Origin of the sequence: Sphingobium sp., from assembly GCF_003248505.1 — a bacterium.
Classification (GTDB): Bacteria; Pseudomonadota; Alphaproteobacteria; order Sphingomonadales; family Sphingomonadaceae; genus Sphingobium.
Genome location: NZ_QFOA01000079.1, coordinates 1 through 15,697, shown reverse-complemented (window position 1 = coordinate 15,697; position 15,697 = coordinate 1). Strand labels below are relative to the sequence as shown.

General features: G+C 67.7%; 14 protein-coding genes, 1 pseudogene and 1 riboswitch. Of the genes and pseudogenes, 14 read left to right on the top strand and 1 reads right to left on the bottom strand.

The features are described from left to right. Positions 1-207: 207 nt before the first annotated feature. Positions 208-444, top strand: a riboswitch (cobalamin riboswitch). Positions 445-626: 182 nt separating this feature from the next. From cobW to cobJ, 6 genes are read left to right on the top strand one after another with little or no spacing between them, the layout of a single operon-like run. Beyond that, positions 627-1,676 (top strand): cobalamin biosynthesis protein CobW, encoded by a 1,050-nt coding sequence (cobW, locus tag DI606_RS17135; RefSeq protein WP_293985137.1) that lies wholly within the window; start codon positions 627-629, stop codon positions 1,674-1,676. 11 nt (positions 1,677-1,687) lie between these two features. After that, positions 1,688-4,966, top strand: coding sequence for a cobaltochelatase subunit CobN (cobN, locus tag DI606_RS17130; RefSeq protein ID WP_293985136.1), 3,279 nt, complete (start codon positions 1,688-1,690; stop codon positions 4,964-4,966). Then, positions 4,963-6,093: a cobalamin biosynthesis protein CobG gene (locus tag DI606_RS17125; RefSeq protein ID WP_293985135.1), complete on the top strand. Its 1,131-nt coding sequence runs from the start codon at positions 4,963-4,965 to the stop codon at positions 6,091-6,093. Before cobN ends, DI606_RS17125 begins: the two co-directional genes overlap by 4 nt. Continuing rightward, positions 6,093-6,722, top strand: a complete 630-nt coding sequence (locus tag DI606_RS17120; RefSeq protein WP_293985134.1) for a precorrin-8X methylmutase — start codon at positions 6,093-6,095, stop codon at positions 6,720-6,722. Before DI606_RS17125 ends, DI606_RS17120 begins: the two co-directional genes overlap by 1 nt. Continuing rightward, positions 6,719-7,459 (top strand): precorrin-2 C(20)-methyltransferase, encoded by a 741-nt coding sequence (gene cobI, locus DI606_RS17115; protein WP_293985133.1) that lies wholly within the window; start codon positions 6,719-6,721, stop codon positions 7,457-7,459. The genes DI606_RS17120 and cobI overlap by 4 nt, the downstream gene beginning before the upstream one ends. Beyond that, complete coding sequence (cobJ, locus tag DI606_RS17110; RefSeq protein ID WP_293985132.1) at positions 7,456-8,208, top strand: precorrin-3B C(17)-methyltransferase; 753 nt, start codon at positions 7,456-7,458, stop codon at positions 8,206-8,208. The genes cobI and cobJ overlap by 4 nt, the downstream gene beginning before the upstream one ends. On the opposite strand, the gene DI606_RS17105 is transcribed toward cobJ, so the two are convergent. Further along, a complete protein-coding gene (locus DI606_RS17105; protein WP_293985130.1) occupies positions 8,184-8,942 on the bottom strand; it encodes a cobalt-precorrin-6A reductase in 759 nt (252 codons plus the stop codon). The two genes, cobJ and DI606_RS17105, sit on opposite strands and share 25 nt — an antisense overlap. On the opposite strand from DI606_RS17105, the gene cbiE reads away from it, so the two are divergent. The 8 genes and pseudogenes from cbiE (at position 8,941) to DI606_RS17065 (ending at position 15,201) form a co-directional block, all read left to right on the top strand. Continuing rightward, on the top strand, positions 8,941-10,140 hold the full coding sequence (cbiE, locus tag DI606_RS17100; protein ID WP_293985139.1) for a precorrin-6y C5,15-methyltransferase (decarboxylating) subunit CbiE: 1,200 nt from the start codon (positions 8,941-8,943) through the stop codon (positions 10,138-10,140). The two genes, DI606_RS17105 and cbiE, sit on opposite strands and share 2 nt — an antisense overlap. Beyond that, entirely contained in the window at positions 10,137-10,502 is a 366-nt protein-coding gene (locus DI606_RS17095; RefSeq protein WP_293985129.1) for a cobalamin biosynthesis protein, read from the top strand. Before cbiE ends, DI606_RS17095 begins: the two co-directional genes overlap by 4 nt. Continuing rightward, positions 10,499-11,284 (top strand): precorrin-4 C(11)-methyltransferase, encoded by a 786-nt coding sequence (cobM, locus tag DI606_RS17090; RefSeq protein ID WP_293985127.1) that lies wholly within the window; start codon positions 10,499-10,501, stop codon positions 11,282-11,284. Before DI606_RS17095 ends, cobM begins: the two co-directional genes overlap by 4 nt. Further along, positions 11,281-12,609, top strand: a complete 1,329-nt coding sequence (locus tag DI606_RS17085; RefSeq protein WP_293985126.1) for a cobyrinate a,c-diamide synthase — start codon at positions 11,281-11,283, stop codon at positions 12,607-12,609. Before cobM ends, DI606_RS17085 begins: the two co-directional genes overlap by 4 nt. A gap of 151 nt (positions 12,610-12,760) precedes the next feature. Beyond that, positions 12,761-13,525, top strand: a complete 765-nt coding sequence (gene cobF / locus DI606_RS17080) for a precorrin-6A synthase (deacetylating) (protein ID WP_293985124.1) — start codon at positions 12,761-12,763, stop codon at positions 13,523-13,525. A 46-nt stretch (positions 13,526-13,571) separates the two neighbouring features. Beyond that, positions 13,572-14,141 (top strand): cob(I)yrinic acid a,c-diamide adenosyltransferase, encoded by a 570-nt coding sequence (cobO, locus tag DI606_RS17075; protein WP_293985138.1) that lies wholly within the window; start codon positions 13,572-13,574, stop codon positions 14,139-14,141. Between the two features lie 17 nt (positions 14,142-14,158). Continuing rightward, positions 14,159-14,785: a 5,6-dimethylbenzimidazole synthase gene (bluB, locus tag DI606_RS17070; RefSeq protein WP_293985122.1), complete on the top strand. Its 627-nt coding sequence runs from the start codon at positions 14,159-14,161 to the stop codon at positions 14,783-14,785. A 7-nt stretch (positions 14,786-14,792) separates the two neighbouring features. Then, positions 14,793-15,201: pseudogene (locus DI606_RS17065) on the top strand (DUF1636 domain-containing protein). The last annotated feature ends 496 nt before the right edge of the window (positions 15,202-15,697 follow it).

The window sequence follows — 15,697 nt, the reverse complement described above, 5'->3', positions numbered from 1 at the left end:
ACGCCACGCTTCATGGCGCCCTTATGGGCATCCTCGATTTTGCACAGGAAACCTCTCGACCTGCTACCGTTGTTACGACAAAGGTGGCCCAGGGTTCGCGGGGATGACGGAGGTTTAGAAGCATGAGGACGGGTTTGACGCGATAATACCAATTGGCTTGACCGCCGCTTTGGTCTATTGTCGCGTTCGAAGCATCGGTTCCGCCGGTGTTCCAATGATCGCGCCGGTGCCCCCACAAGGGGCTTAATCGGGAATGCGGTGAGGGGGCTTGGCTCCCAATTCCGTGGCTGTCCCTGCAACTGTAAGCGGATAGCGCGATGCATATCGCTCCTCTTCATCGGGGGAGCAGCCACTGGTTCCACGCCGTTGGGCGAAGTTCCGGGAAGGCGTGCATCAAGCTGTGACCCGTGAGCCAGGAGACCTGCCGGCGCACCGGTCGCTCTTGCCTGATCCAGGGGATGGTCACGGCACGGTTAAGTCTTACGTTTGAGCGACGAAGCTGTGTGGCTGGGGCTGCACGGCCGCGCGGGTTTCGGGTGCTTGTCGCGCCTGCCCGTCGTCGCGCGACTGACCGGTTCACCCCGGCAAGCCCCGCCGTTGTCGCTCCGGCGCGCGGGAGTTCGTGTGTGTCCAATCTGGCCCCAAATCTGGCCAAAGTGCCCGTTACCATCGTCACCGGCTTTCTGGGTGCTGGGAAGACCACGCTGATCAGCCACCTGATCCGCAACGCTGGCGGTCGCCGCTTGGCGGTGGTGGTTAACGAGTTCGGCACCCTAGGCGTCGATGGCGATATCCTGCAGTCCTGCGCCATCCCCGATTGCCCGGCCGAGAACATCGTCGAGCTGGCCAATGGCTGCATCTGCTGCACCGTGGCGGACGACTTCATCCCGACGGTCGAGCACTTGCTCGCGCTCGACCCGCGACCCGATCACATCCTGATCGAGACCTCCGGCCTGGCACTGCCCAAACCGCTGCTCAAGGCATTCGACTGGCCGGCGATCCGCAGCAAGATCACCGTCGACGGCGTGCTGGCGCTGGCCGACGCCGAGGCGGTCGCCGCCGGTCGCTTTGCGCCCGACGTCGCTGCGCTCGATGCACAGCGCGCCGCCGATCCCAGCGTCGACCATGAGACACCGCTGTCCGAAGTATTCGAGGACCAGCTTGCGTGCGCCGACATGGTGCTGCTGACCAAGTGCGACCTTGCCGGACCCGAAGGCGTTGCCGCCGCTCGCGCCGTGATCGCCGCCGAATCACCGCGTCCGGTGTCGGTGATCGAACTGACCGAGGGCGTGGTCGATCCGCGCGTGATCCTCGGTCTGGGCTCGGCGGCGGAGGACGACATTGCCGCCCGTCCCTCGCATCACGATGGCGAGGATGATCACGAGCATGACGACTTCGATAGCACCGTCGTTGTGCTGGGAGAGATCGCCGACCCCGCCGCACTGGTCGCCCGGATCGAAGCGCTTGCGCGCAATCACCATATCCTGCGGGTGAAGGGCTACGCCGCCGTCGTCGGCAAGCCGATGCGGCTGCTGGTGCAGGCGGTCGGCTCGCGGGTGCGCCATCAGTACGACCGTCCCTGGCGTGCCGGTGAGCCGCGCGAGACGACCCTGGTCGCCATTGCTGAGCAGGGACGCGTCGACGCGCAAGCGATCCGCGCCGCCTTGGTGGGCTGAGCCTCCGCTGTATGCACGTCATCTTCCGCGAAACCCACGGGATGGAAGAAACCGCCATCCCGCAGGACCTAGGACAAGCACCCGGGGACCTGGTGGTGCTGTCGTTTTCCGACAGCGACCTAGGCGCGTTCGCGGCGGCGTGGCACCGAGCGAAGCAAGCCGACGCCGCGTTTCCCACGCTGCGCCTGGCGAATCTGGCGGCGCTGGCGCATCCCTTGTCGGTCGATACCTATGTCGAGCGCACACTGGGCGGGGCCAGAGCGATCCTGATTCGGCTGATTGGCGGCACCCCGTACTGGAGCTATGGGCTGACCCAGGTCGCGATGCTGGCCCGGGCGCGGGGGATTGCGCTGGCGGTACTGCCCGCCGATGGCTCGCAGGATAGTCGGTTGGATGACGCTTCGACCGTCGATGTGCCGATGCTGCGCGAACTGGCGCGGCTGTGCGACGCGGGCGGACCCGAAGCCGCCGAGGCCGCGCTCGTCACTCTCGCCCGCACGGCGGGTCTCGTGAATGCGAACGCCACGTCCGGCCAGCCGCTGCCCGAGGTCAGCGGCTGGCACCCTAATCTGAGCGTGGTCGATCCCGATGCTTATCCGCGCGACCCGGCCCGCCCGCTGGTGCTGATCGTGTTCTATCGCTCCTATCTGACCGCGCACGACCTCGAGCCGTTCGCGGCGCTGCATGCCGGGTTCGAGCGGCGGGGCTTTTCTACGCTGTCGTTGTTCGTTACCTCGCTCAAGGCTCCGGCGGCGCGTGAGCATGTCGACCGCTGGGTGCGCGCGCTCGTTCCGGCGGCGATCGTTAACGCCACCGCCTTTTCCGCGCGGGGAGAGCAGGGCGACACTCCGCTCGATGGCGCGGGCGTGCCGGTGTTCCAGCTGGCGCTGGCGACTTCGAGCCAGGCAGCTTGGGCCGAGGCTTCGCGCGGGTTGTCGCCGGCGGACCTTGCCATGCATGTCGTCCTGCCCGAGATCGACGGGCGCGTGTTCGCCGGCGTCGCCAGTTTCAAGGAGGCCGGTCTGCGCGACCCGACGCTGGAGTTCGCCCGTAGCGTCCACCGCGCCGCGCCAGAGCGGATCGCGACGATCGTCGATCGTATCGCCAGCTGGATCGCGCTCGCCCAAACGCCGGCCAGTGAGCGTCGCGTAGCCTTGATTCTCTCGACCTACCCCGGCAAGGCGCACCAGATGGCGCATGCCGTGGGTCTCGACGCCCTCGCCTCCGCCGAGGCGATCCTGGCCGACCTGACCCAGGCAGGATATGCTACATCTGCCGCAATGAACCTTGCCGGTGCGCTCCTACACGGACAGGTGCAATGGCCGCTGGCGGACTATCGCACGGCGCTGGGCCGACTGCCCGCAGCCTTGCGCCGCGAACTCTCTGACGTGTGGGGCGAACCCGAGGCCGACGAAGCGGTCCGCGACGGTGCGTTTCACTTCGCCGCGCAGCAACTCGGCAACATCACCGTCGCCCTCCAACCCGAACGCGGCGCGCGGGCTACCCGCGACGGCGACTATCACGACGTCACCCGCTGCCCGCGCCATGCCTATGTCGCATTCTACTTGTGGCTGCGTGCGCAAGGCATCGCGGCGTTGGTCCACATCGGCGCGCACGGCACGCTAGAGTGGCTGCCGGGCAAGGCTGTCGCCTTGTCCGACGCCTGCTGGCCCGAGGCGCTGACGGGCGCCATGCCGGTGATATACCCTTTTATCGTCAACGATCCTGGTGAGGCCGCGCAAGCCAAACGCCGCATCGCCGCCGTCACGCTGGGCCACGTACCGCCACCGCTTCTGCCCGCAAGCAGCGGGGCAGGGCTGGCCTCGCTGGAAGCGCTGCTCGACGAATTCTCCAACGCCGAGGGGCTTGATCCCGCGCGTCGCGACCGCTTGCAGGCGACTATCCGCGACGAGGCCCAGGCGCTGGGGCTCGAAGCCGAACTCGGACTTAATGGTGCTACGACGCTGATCGAGGCGATCACCCGTATCGATCGCTTCGTGTGCGACGTTAAGGAGAGCCAGTTTGGCGATGGACTCCACGTCTTCGGGCGCGGCGAGCATGGCGCGGCCGAGCGCGGTGGGCTGTTGGCGGCACTGGCGGGGCAGCGCGTTGCTGCTGGCCCCTCCGGCTCGCCGTTCCGGGGCCGCCGCGACGTTCTGCCGACGGGGCGCAACCTCTACGCTATCGATCCGCGCGCGGTGCCATCGCGCGCCGCCCACGCGCAGGGAATTACCCTGGCCGAGGAGCTGGTCCGCCGCCACTTGCAAGACCATGGCGACTATCCGCGCGGGCTCGTGGTCGACTTGTGGGGATCGGCGACCATGCGTACGGCGGGCGAGGAGTTCGCCATGGCGCTGCATCTGCTGGGCGTCAAGCCGCTGTGGGACAACACCTCCGAGCGAGTTAGCGGCATCGAGATCCTGCCGCTTGCGTTGCTCGACCGCCCGCGTATCGACGTGACCTTGCGCGTTTCCGGCCTGTTCCGCGATGCTTTCCCAACGTTGCCAGCGCTGTTCGGACAAGCGGTGCGAGCCCTGGCGGCGCGCGACGAAACGCTGGAGTGGAATCCTTTCGTCGGCGGGGATGCAACCCCGCGCGTCTATGGCCCGGCGCCTGGCCGTTACGGCTTGGGCATGGGCGAAGCGAGCGAAGCCTACACCGACGAAGCGCGCCGCGCTGCCGGCGAGGCCTGGCTGGCAGGATCCAGCCATGCGCTCGATGGCTTGGCACAAGGGGAGAGCAGGTCCGATCCCGAGGGCTTGCGGCTTCGGGTGGCGGAAGCCGACGCCTTCGTCCATTTGCAGGACCTGCCAGAGACCGACCTGCTACTCGCCGCCGACTATGCAGCTCACGAAGCAGGCTTCGCCGCCGCGCAGGAAGTGACCGGCGGCAAGGCGGCGCTCTATCACCTCGACAACCGCGATCCCACGCGCCCTACCGCGCGTACCTTGACCGAGGAAATTGCCCGTGTCGTGCGCGCCCGCGCCGCTCAGCCGGGCTGGGTGAAGGGGATGATGCGCCATGGCTTTCGCGGCGCAGCGGAATTGGCGGCGACGCTCGACCACCTGGGCGCCTTTTCGCATCTGTCCGCCAGTGTGCCGCCGCAGCTGTTCGACCTCTACCACGACGCAACGCTGGGCCGTCCGGAGGTTCGCGCTTTCATGGCTGAGGCCAATCCCGGTGCCCTGGCGGCGATGGAGGCGCGGTTCGCCGCGCTGCATGCCGCTGGCTTGTGGCGGACCCGGCGCAACTCGATCCTTGCCAGTTTGCCGCCGGGTGACGCGGCATGAGCGGTTTCGTGGTAAAGGGTTGGTGCCCCAATGCCTGGCGACCGATGCCGGCGGGGGACGGCCTGCTCGTGCGGGTCAAACCCCGGCTCGGTCGGATGACGGCAGGGCAAGTGCTGGCTTTGTGCAAAGCGGCGCTGGCGCACGGCAACGGCCTGATCGACCTCACCCGCCGCGCCAACCTGCAGTTGCGCGGTCTGACCGAGGCGGGCTGGCCAGCGCTGATCGAGCGGCTGATAACGCTCGATCTGGTCGATGGCCAGCCCGCGCGAGAAGGCCGACAAAACCTCCTGGTCACGCCTGATTGGCAAGCAGGCGACGACACCCACCGCATTGCCAGCGAAATGCAGGCGCGGCTGAACGAATTGCCCGAAATGCCCGGCAAGATGGGCTTCGTCATCGATGCCGGCGCCGCCTGCCAACTTCGCAACGAAGCCGGCGATTTTCGTATCGAGCGGGGAGAGACGGGCGGCCTGATTCTGCGCGCTGACGGTCGTGCGCATGGCGTCGCGGTCGAACACGGTAGGGAGGCAGAGGCCCTTATCACTCTGGCCCATTGGTTCGTAGGAAGCGGCGGAACGGCGGCGGGGCGGATGGTCCGCCATCGGATAGCTTTGCCGGATTGGGCCAGCGGTACCATCGCTCCCGCCGCGCCGCGCCGGTGCAGCGAACCTGGCACACACGCTCTCGGCATGGCGTACGGCCTGCCGTTCGGACGGGTTGAGGCGCAGGTGCTGGCGGCGGCAGTGGAGCAATCCCACGCGGCGGCCGTTCGCGTCACACCCTGGCGTGTGTTGATCTTCGAATACGCGAACGCCGCCACCATCCCTGGTCTTTTGAACGATCCCGCCGATCCGCTGCTTCATGTTGACGCCTGCCCCGGCGCGCCCGCGTGTCCGCAAGCGACGGTCGCCACCCGCGACTTGGCCCGCGCGCTCGCCCCGCATATCGCCGGGCCTTTGCACGTGTCGGGCTGCGCCAAGGGCTGCGCGCGATCAACCCCTGCTGACGTCACGCTGACAGGCCGCGACGGGCTGTTCGACCTCGCCCTGAACGCAGCGGTCGGCGCGCCGCCCCTACGCTCGGCGCTGGCCCCGGTCCAGCTTCTGCATCATTTCGGAGCCGCCTGATGTCGCATGTTTATGAAACCGATGGCGCCGCGATCTATCGACAGTCCTTCGCGACGATCCGCGCCGAGGCCGACCTCGCGCGCTTTTCGGCGGACGAGGAGCCCGTCGCGACGCGGATGATCCATGCCGCCGGCCTCGTGGACCTAGCGCGCTTCATCCAGTTCTCGCACGGCTTCGCCGCCGCCGCGCGCGCTGCCTTGAACGCCGGCGCGCCGGTGCTGTGCGATGCGCGCATGGTGTCGGAGGGGATCACCCGCGCCCGCCTGCCCGCCGCGAACCCGATCGTCTGCACCCTGCACGACATCCAGGTGCCGGACATGGCGCGGGCGATGGGTAACACCCGCTCCGCTGCAGCACTGGAGCTTTGGCGGCCGCATCTGGACGGCGCGGTGGTGGCGATCGGCAACGCGCCCACCGCGCTGTTTCACTTGCTCAACATGCTGGAGGATCCCGACTGCCCGCGCCCGGCGGCGATCATCGGTTGCCCCGTAGGCTTCGTCGGCGCGGCGGAATCGAAGGCGGCTTTGTGGGCCGAGCAGCCGGTGCCGTGCGTCGTTGTCGAGGGGCGGCTTGGCGGCAGCGCGATCACCGTCGCTGCGATCAATGCGCTGGCGAGCCCCGTGGAATGACGCAGCTTTCATCTGGATTTGGCACCGTTCACGGCGTCGGCCTTGGCCCCGGCGCGCCTGACTTGCTGAGCGTACGCGCCGATCGGCTTGTGCGCGGCGCGCGCCATGTCGCCTACTTCCGCAAGGCGGGGCGGCCGGGGCAGGCACGGCGCATCGCCGAGGGCATGTTGCGTCCTGACGTCGTAGAGATCGCGATGGAGTATCCGGTGACCACCGAGATCCCGTTCGACGATCCTCGCTATAACGAGCAACTGTCCGCCTTCTACGCCGCCTCTACCGAGCGCGTCGCCGCGTTGGCCCGCACCGGAGAGGACGTGGTGGTGCTATGCGAGGGCGACCCGTTCTTCTATGGCTCGTTCATGCATCTCCACTCGCGTCTGACCGGTGCGGTGCCGGTCGAGGTGGTGCCCGGCATCACTGGCATGGCAGGAGCCTGGAACGCGACCGGGGTGCCGATTACGTGGGGCGATGACGTGTTGACGGTAGCGATGGCGACGCTGCCCGAACACGAACTGGTCCGCCGCATCCGCGACACCGACGCGCTGGTGGTCATGAAGATCGGCCGCAACTTGCCCAAGCTGCGCCGCGCCGTGGCCGCCGCCGGACGCGAAGCTTCGGCCTGGCTGGTCGAGCATGCGGCAATGCCGGGCCAACGGGTTACGCCGCTGCTCGAGGCCGAGAGCGTAACGCCATATTTCTCGATCCTGCTGATCCACGGCCAGGGGCGCCGGCCGTGAGCGCTGGCTGGCTCGCCATTGCCGGTTTGGGGCCGGGCGCCGAGGTGCTGGTCACGCCTGAAGTCACCGCCGCGCTGGCGCAGGCGACCGATGTCATCGGCTATATCCCTTACGTTGCTCGCATTGCCCCCCGCGCTGGTCTGACGCTGCACCCCTCCGACAACCGAGTGGAGTTGGACCGTGCCGCTTATGCCCTCGACCTCGCAGCGCAAGGTCGGCGGGTGATGGTCGTCTCTTCCGGCGATCCTGGCGTGTTCGCAATGGCCGCCGCCGTATTCGAAGCGCTGGAAGCGGGGCCGCTCGCTTGGCGCGGCCTCGACATCCGCGTGCTGCCCGGCATCACCGCCATGCTCGCCGCCAGCGCGCGCGTTGGAGCGCCGCTGGGGCATGATTTCTGCGCGATTAACTTGTCTGACAACCTCAAGCCTTGGGCCTTGATCGAGCGGCGCTTGCGGCTGGCGGCGGCGGCGGACTTCGCGATGGCGTTATACAACCCACGCTCGAAGGCGCGCCCGGAAGGCTTCGCGCGTGTGCTGGAGGTGCTGCGCGAAGCATGCGGCGACACTCGCGCCATCCTCTTCGCCCGCGCCGTCACGACCTCAGACGAAGCGCTACGGATCACCACCCTGGCTGAAGCCCGGCCCGAGATGGCGGACATGCGAACGATGGTGATCGTCGGGTCCAGCCAGACCCGGATCGTCGACCGCGCCGGTGCGCCGATCCTCTATACACCGAGGGCCGTCTCATGACCCAACCACGCGAGCACCTGATGCGGATCGTAGACCTCTTGACGCGGCGGCAGGACCGGGCGGTCGATCATCAGCACCGGCAGGCCGAGGCGGCGCGCGGCAATCAGCTTGGCGGCCGCGCCGCTGCCGCCGGCGTTCTTGCACATGACGAGCTCGATGGCGTGTTTGCGCATCAGTTGCGCATCGTCCTCGGCGGCGAAGGGCCCGCGATCGACCAACAGCGTGTGGTGCGGCAGGGCGGGTGGCACATCCGGTGCATCGACGAAGCGCAACAGGTAGTGGTGCTGGGGCTGGGCGGTGAACGCATTTACATGCATCCGGCCAAGCGCCAGCATCACGCGGCGTGGCGGTCCGGCGAGCTGCGCGACGGCGTGGGCGATATCGGCTGCGCGGGTCCAGCGATCGCCGGTGACTGGCTCCCAGGCGGGGCGAGTCATCGCCATCAGCGGCACGCCGACTTCCCGCGCCGCCGCCACGGCATAGGTGCTCATCGTCGCGGCGAAGGGATGGGTCGCGTCGACAAGATGGGTCACGCGATGGGCGCGCAAGTAGTCGATCAAGCCGCGCAAGCCGCCAAAGCCGCCGATCCGCACCGGCACCGGCTGGGCGCGCGGAGCCTCGGTGCGCCCGGCATAGCTGAGCGTGGCGGCGATGTGGTGCGCTGCGAGCAGCCGAGCCAGCGCGCTCGCCTCGGTCGTGCCGCCAAGCAAGAGGACGTTCGGCGTGGCTGACATGGGTTCCTCCGTATGGTTGACAATCCTCGGCCTTGGAGAGGATGGCGCCGAAGGCCTCTCCGCCGCGGCCCGCCGGGCGCTAGCCGAGGCAGAACTGGTAATCGGCCCGGCGCGGCACTTGGCGCTGTTGCCGTCGGTTAGCTGTCCCACGATCGAATGGCCAGTGCCCTTCGCGGACGGCATCGCGCGGCTTCTGGAACACCGCGGGCGGCGAGTGGTGATGCTGGCCTCGGGCGATCCGTTCTGGTTCGGAGCGGGCACCAGCGTGACTCGCCATCTCGCGCGTGAGGAGTGGGTGGCGCACCCGGCCCCGTCGACCTTTTCGCTGGCGGCGGCGCGGCTGAGCTGGCCCTTGCAGGACGTGCGGTGCCTCGGCCTGCATGCCGCGCCCGTGGAGCGGCTGCTCCCGGAACTCGCGCCCGGACAGCGCATCCTGGCACTCGTGCGCGATGGCACGGCGGTCATGGCCTTGGCTGAGTATCTGACGATGCAGGGCTTTGGCGCGTCGACGCTGCATGTCCTCGAATCGTTGGGAGGACCGCGGGAATACGTACGCGTTTCGACAGCGGACTCGTTCAACTTGACCAATGTCGCTCACCCCGTCGCCGTGGGAATTGCGTGTGCGGGCGAGGGCTTGGTCCTGCCGCTTAGCACCGGCCGGGCCGACGACTGGTTCGCGCATGACGGACAGATCACCAAGCGCCCCGTGCGCGCGCTCGCCTTGTCCGCGCTCGCGCCCAGCCCTGGCGAACGGCTGTGGGACATCGGCGCGGGCTCCGGGTCGATTGCGATCGAGTGGCTTCTCACCCATCCCGCGAACCAAGCTTGCGCGGTCGAAGCCGATCCGGTCCGCGCCGCTCGCGTCCGCGCCAATGCCTCCACCTTCGGGCTCGACCGGCTGGAGATCGTCACCGCCCGCGCACCCGGTCAGCTGCCGGGCGGACCAGCACCCAACGCGGTATTCATCGGTGGTGGGCTATCGGAGGCTTTGCTCGACGCGCTGTGGACGCGCTTGTCCGTCGGCACCCGTCTGGTCGCCAATGCCGTGACCTTGGAGTCTGAAGCATTGCTTGCCCGTTGGCACGCCCTCAAGGGCGGCGAGCTGCTGCGCATTGAGCTGGCCGAGGCCGTGCCGTTGGGGACGCGGCATGGCTGGCGTTCGCGCTATCCGGTGGTGCAGTGGAGCACGGTGCTATGATCGTGGCGGGCTTCGGTTTCCGTCAGGGCGCGGCCATGGCCTCGCTGCAAACGGCGTTCGCTCTCGCCCAGGACGGACACGAGCCGGTGACTCTGCTGGCGACCGTGGCCGACAAGCTCGAAGGATTGCGTCCGCTTGCGAAGGCTCTCGGCCTGCCTGTGATCGGGGTTACGAATGCAGCTCTGAGAGTGACTGAGACCCCCACCCGCTCTGCTGCCAGCCTCGCTGCGTACGGCACCGGCAGCGTGGCGGAAGCCAGCGCGCTTGCCGCCGCCGGACCGGGCGGGCGGTTGCTTGCGCCTCGCCACATCTCGCCCGATCGCATGGCGACTTGCGCCATCGTCCAAGGACTTGCGAAATGACCGTGCATTTCATCGGCGCCGGCCCCGGCGCACCCGACTTGCTGACGCTGCGAGGGCGCGACCTGATCGCCGCCTCGCCGGTGTGCCTCTATGCCGGATCGCTGATCCCGCAGGCGGTGCTGGGCCATTGCCCGCCAGGCGCGCGGATCGTCAACACCGCGCCTATGGACCTCGACGCGATCATAGCCGAGATTGCCGCCGCCCACGCCGTTGGGCAGGACGTGGCACGGCTGCATTCGGGCGACCTCTCGGTGTGGTCGGCGCTGGGCGAGCAGTTGCGCCGGTTGCGGGCGCTCGACATCCCCTTCACGGTGACGCCGGGCGTACCCGCCTTTGCCGCCGCTGCTGCCGCGCTGGAGGCGGAGCTGACGCTGCCCGAGCTGGCGCAGTCGTTGGTGCTCACCCGTACGCCGGGCCGAGCCAGCACTATGCCGCCGGCCGAGAGCCTGACGAACTTCGCCCTCGCCGGGGCGACCCTCGCCATCCACTTGTCGATCCATAACCTCGCTCAAGTGGTCGCCGACCTTGCGCCCCAGTATGGCAGCGACTGCCCGGTCGCGGTGGTCTGGCGCGCGAGCTGGCCCGACCAGCGGATTGTGCGTGGCACACTGGCGACGATCCAGGCGGCCGTCGCGGGCAGCATGGAGCGCACCGCGCTGATCGTCGTCGGGCGCGTTCTGGCGGCGCAGGACTTCGCCGAGAGCTGCCTTTACGCGCCCGGCTACGATCGCCGGTTTCGGCCACAGGACGCGCACTCGCCCTTCACAGGAGGCGGCGAGTGACCGCGCCGGGCCTGATGATCGCCGCCCCCGCCTCGGGCACCGGAAAGACCACGGTCATGCTCGGTCTTCTGCGCGCGCTGACCGAGGATGGGCTGAAGGTGCAGCCGTTCAAGAGCGGGCCGGATTACATCGACCCGGCCTTCCACCGCGCCGCCAGCGGCCGTCCTTCGTTCAACCTCGACAGCTGGGCGATGGACGAAGCCCTACTTGCCGCCATCGCGCGGGAGGCCGAGAGCGCGGACGTGGTGCTCGCCGAAGGGTCGATGGGCCTGTTCGACGGCGTGGCGAGCGCCGGCGCGTGCGGCAACGGCGCCAGTGCCGAGATCGCCCGGCGGATGGGCTGGCCGGTGATGCTGGTGATCGACGTGTCGGGCCAAGCGCAGTCCGCCGCCGCCACCGCGGCGGGTTTCCGCAGTCTGGATCCCGCGCTGCCGTTCGCCGGGGTGATCCTTAACCGCGTGGCCAGTCCGCGCCATGAGCGGCTGGTGCGACGAGGGCTCGACGCCGTCGGCATTCCCGTGCTCGGCGCGCTGCCGCGCCGGGGCGACCTGACCTTGCCTGAGCGCCACCTGGGATTGGTGCAGGCGGTCGAGCATCCCGACCTTGATCGCGCGATTGCCGACTATGCCGCCTTCCTGCGTGAGCACGCCGATCTCGCCGCGATCCGCCTTGCCGCGGCGCACGGGTCGACACCGCAGCTTGTCACCGAGGGCCTGCCGCGTCCCCCGGCCCAGCGCATCGCCATGGCGCGCGATGCTGCGTTTTCGTTCGTTTACCCGCACCTGCTCGAAGGCTGGCGGCGTGCGGGTGCGGAGATCTCGCACTTCTCACCACTTGCAGATGAGGCACCCGCAACCGATGCCGATCTGGTCTGGCTACCCGGCGGCTATCCTGAACTTCACGCTGGCCGGATCGCGGCGGCGACCAACTTCATTGCAGGCGTGCGCCACCATGCCAAGACTCGGCCCATCCATGGTGAGTGTGGCGGCTATATGGTGCTGGGGGAGGGGCTAATCGACAAGGCGGGACACCGCCATACGATGGCCGGACTGCTCGGCCTCGTCACCAGTCACGCCGAGCGCAAGATGCATCTGGGCTACCGCCATGCCGAACTGCTGGCTCCGGTCGCAGGGCTCGCCAACGGCACCTGTCTACGCGGGCATGAATTCCACTACTCCACCGTCGTTGAGCAGCGTGATGCCCCGCTCGCCCGCATCACCGATGCGGATGGCGCCCCGGTGGTCGAGACCGGCTCACATCGTGGCGGCGTGACCGGTACGTTTTTTCACCTGATCGGACCATCGCGCCCCGGAGCTCTTGCGTGAGCGGGTTCGTTTCTTTTGTGGACTCAGGCCCCGGCGATTCCAACCTCCTGACGCTGAAAGCGGTCGCTCGGATCGATGCGGCAGGAGTGCTGACAGCCTGCATGTCGCAAGCTTCGGCAGTCGTTCTCTATGGAGCCTTGATGGAAGACGCATGATCGCGCTGCACCTTATCGGTATAGGCACGGGCAATCTCGCGCACCTCACCGCCCAGGCGGTGGCGGCGATGAACAATGCCGACCTCATCCTCCTGCCCCGCAAGGGCAGCGCCAAGTCAGGGCTCATCGACTTGCGCCGGGAGATCTGCGCGCATGTCCTCACAAACCCGGTGCAGGTGATCGAGTTCGACTTGCCGGTGCGAGATGCCGATGCATTGTACCTGGACGCTGTGAACGACTGGCACGATGCCATAGCTGAGGCCTGGCAGGCTCAGATCGCCGCGCACTTGCCGCAAGGTGGCACGCTGGCGTTGCTTGTTTGGGGCGATCCCTCGCTCTACGATAGCACCTTGCGCATCGCTGAGCGGCTGGCACGCGATGGCATGCCAATCACGGTGCAGGTCGTGCCCGGCATCACTAGCGTGCAGGCGCTCACCGCCGCGCATGCCATTCCGCTGAACATGCTGGCCGGGCCGATCACGATCACCACCGGACGGCTGCTGCGCGCGCGTGGCTGGCCTGCGGGCGCGGAGACGGTGGTGGTGATGCTCGACGCAGGCTGTGCGTTTGAGGTGCTGGAGCCGCAGGCCGTGACGATCTGGTGGGGCGCCTACCTCGGCATGGAGCATCAGGCGCTGGAGCATGGCCAGCTGACTGAGGCAGCCACGCGCATCGCCACACGCCGCGCCGCGCTGCGAGCCGTGCACGGCTGGATTATGGACGTCTATCTCATGCGTAAGGAGCGAGCCGGTGGACACTAACGGGAAGATCGAAGTGAGCGTCGACGAAGCTCGCCACACCGAGAAGATGCGCAAGAAGCAAGCCGCGCGCGACGCGATCATGGCCACCAAGACTCGGGAGAAGGGACTGCTCATCGTCCACACCGGCAAAGGCAAGGGCAAGACCAGCGCCGCGCTCGGCATGGTCGTCCGCGCGATCGGCCATGGCATGAAGGTGGGCGTCGTCCAGTTCGTGAAAGGGGCGATGGTCACCGGCGAGAAGGCGGTGTTCGATGCCTACCCCGACCAAGTCGAATTCAAGCCGATGGGCGAGGGCTTCACATGGGACACGCAGGACCGTGCCCGCGACGTCGCCGCTGCGCGAGCCGCGCTGGAGGAGGTCAAGCGCATGATAGCCGACCCATCCTATCACATGGTCCTGGCCGACGAGATGAACATCGCCCTGCGCTACGACTACTTGCCTCTCAATGAAGTGCTGGAGGTGTTCGCCGCGCGTGACCCTATGAAGCACGTTATCGTCACCGGCCGTAACGCGCCCGAGGCGCTGATCGAGGCGGCCGATCTCGTTACCGAAATGACGATGGTGAAGCATCCTTTCCGCTCGGGCGTGAAGGCGCAAGCGGGGATCGAGTTCTGACTCTTACCCCGGCCTCGATGGAAGACGACTTCGCCATACGGTTTCAGGACCTGCTGCGCTGGCGGCGCGACGTGCGCCGGTTCGACCCTTGCGAGGTGCCCGAAGCGGACATGGCCGCGATCCTGGACAGTGCCGCGTTGGCTCCGTCGGTCGGCAATTCCCAGCCGTGGCGCTTCGTGCGCGTGCGCTCGCTTCGCTTGCGGGCGGCGCTGACGAGGCATGTCGAGGCACAGAACGTGCAGGCCGCGCAGCGTCATGCGGGTGGAGCGCGTTACGAACACTATCGTGCGCTGAAGCTGCACGGGCTTGACGAGGCCCCCCAGATCGTCGCGGTCTTCTGCGACGAGGCCCCCGATACCGGGCATGGCCTAGGTATCGCCACCATGCCCGAAATGCTGCGCTACTCGGTGGTGATCGCCATCCACACGCTGTGGCTTACGGCGACGTTGCGCGGGATCGGCGTGGGCTGGGTTTCGATCCTCGATCCCGGCGTTGTCGAGGCGCTGCTCGACGTGCCAGCGCGTTGGTCGCTGATCGCACTGCTGTGCATCGGCTACCCAGCTGACACCTCCGATATCCCCGAGCTGGAACGTCATGGCTGGCAATCGCGTGAGCCGGTGGCCGATCGCGTGTTCGAACGATGACCTGCAAGTGAAAGACAAGGCCACGCCGAAACGCGTCGAGCAAGGCTTCGCAATCGTGGCCTGCAGCACCTGCCGCAAGCGAGGACGAGGGCGGCATGCACGATGGCGCGCGGTTGATGGAAATCTTTGCGCACGGTGCGCGAAGGTGACCCACGCTCGCCGGGGTCGCCTTCGAGAAGATGCCGTGCCTATTTGCCTGCACCGACCTCTGCACCGTTCACCTGCGGGCGCCCGACAAAGTCCGCCAGGTGCCAGGCCGCTTCACGCCCCGCGAGGAGGCTGCCACCGCGATCCTGGACTACGCGGTCCACTATGCTGAGAGCGAACATGGTCGCTTGCCGCTTAAGCAATCGCCACAGGGTGTGAGGGGCCCTTTCATCATCCGGACCCCGCCGCAGTGCCCCGTCACCGAATGAGCGGCTTCGCAGTCCTGACGGGATTCGAAGCGGCGCTAACGGATCTGCCCCGCCGCCGATACCGACACAGCGGCGAAGGCACGTGCGCGGCTGGACGGCATGACAGTGTTTCCTGCCAGCTGGCAGGGCCAGATCCGCCCCACGATTGAGCGAGCCCGGGGCCGCGATCTTCGCTAGCAATCACGGCTTCGTCGGCCTGATGCCGGCGCCGTTCCGGCGTGCGTCACTGCTGCGATGGTCGAAAACTTCGCAGCTCGGGGGTGCGGCGATCTACGCGCTCGCTGCCGCGGCGGAGCTCGATCCGCCTCGGCAGCGATGGCGACCTCGCCCTCTTCATCACATGGTGTCCAGCTTGCCCAGCGCCGTATCCAGCCCGCCTACATCATTGCGTGGTCATGCCCAAGTTGAACAGTGCCGGCGGAACACGCAGGGAACGCGAGCTGGTAAGTATTTGATTTTGCTAGGCGTGGGTTTGGGGGCAAAACCGGATGTGCTA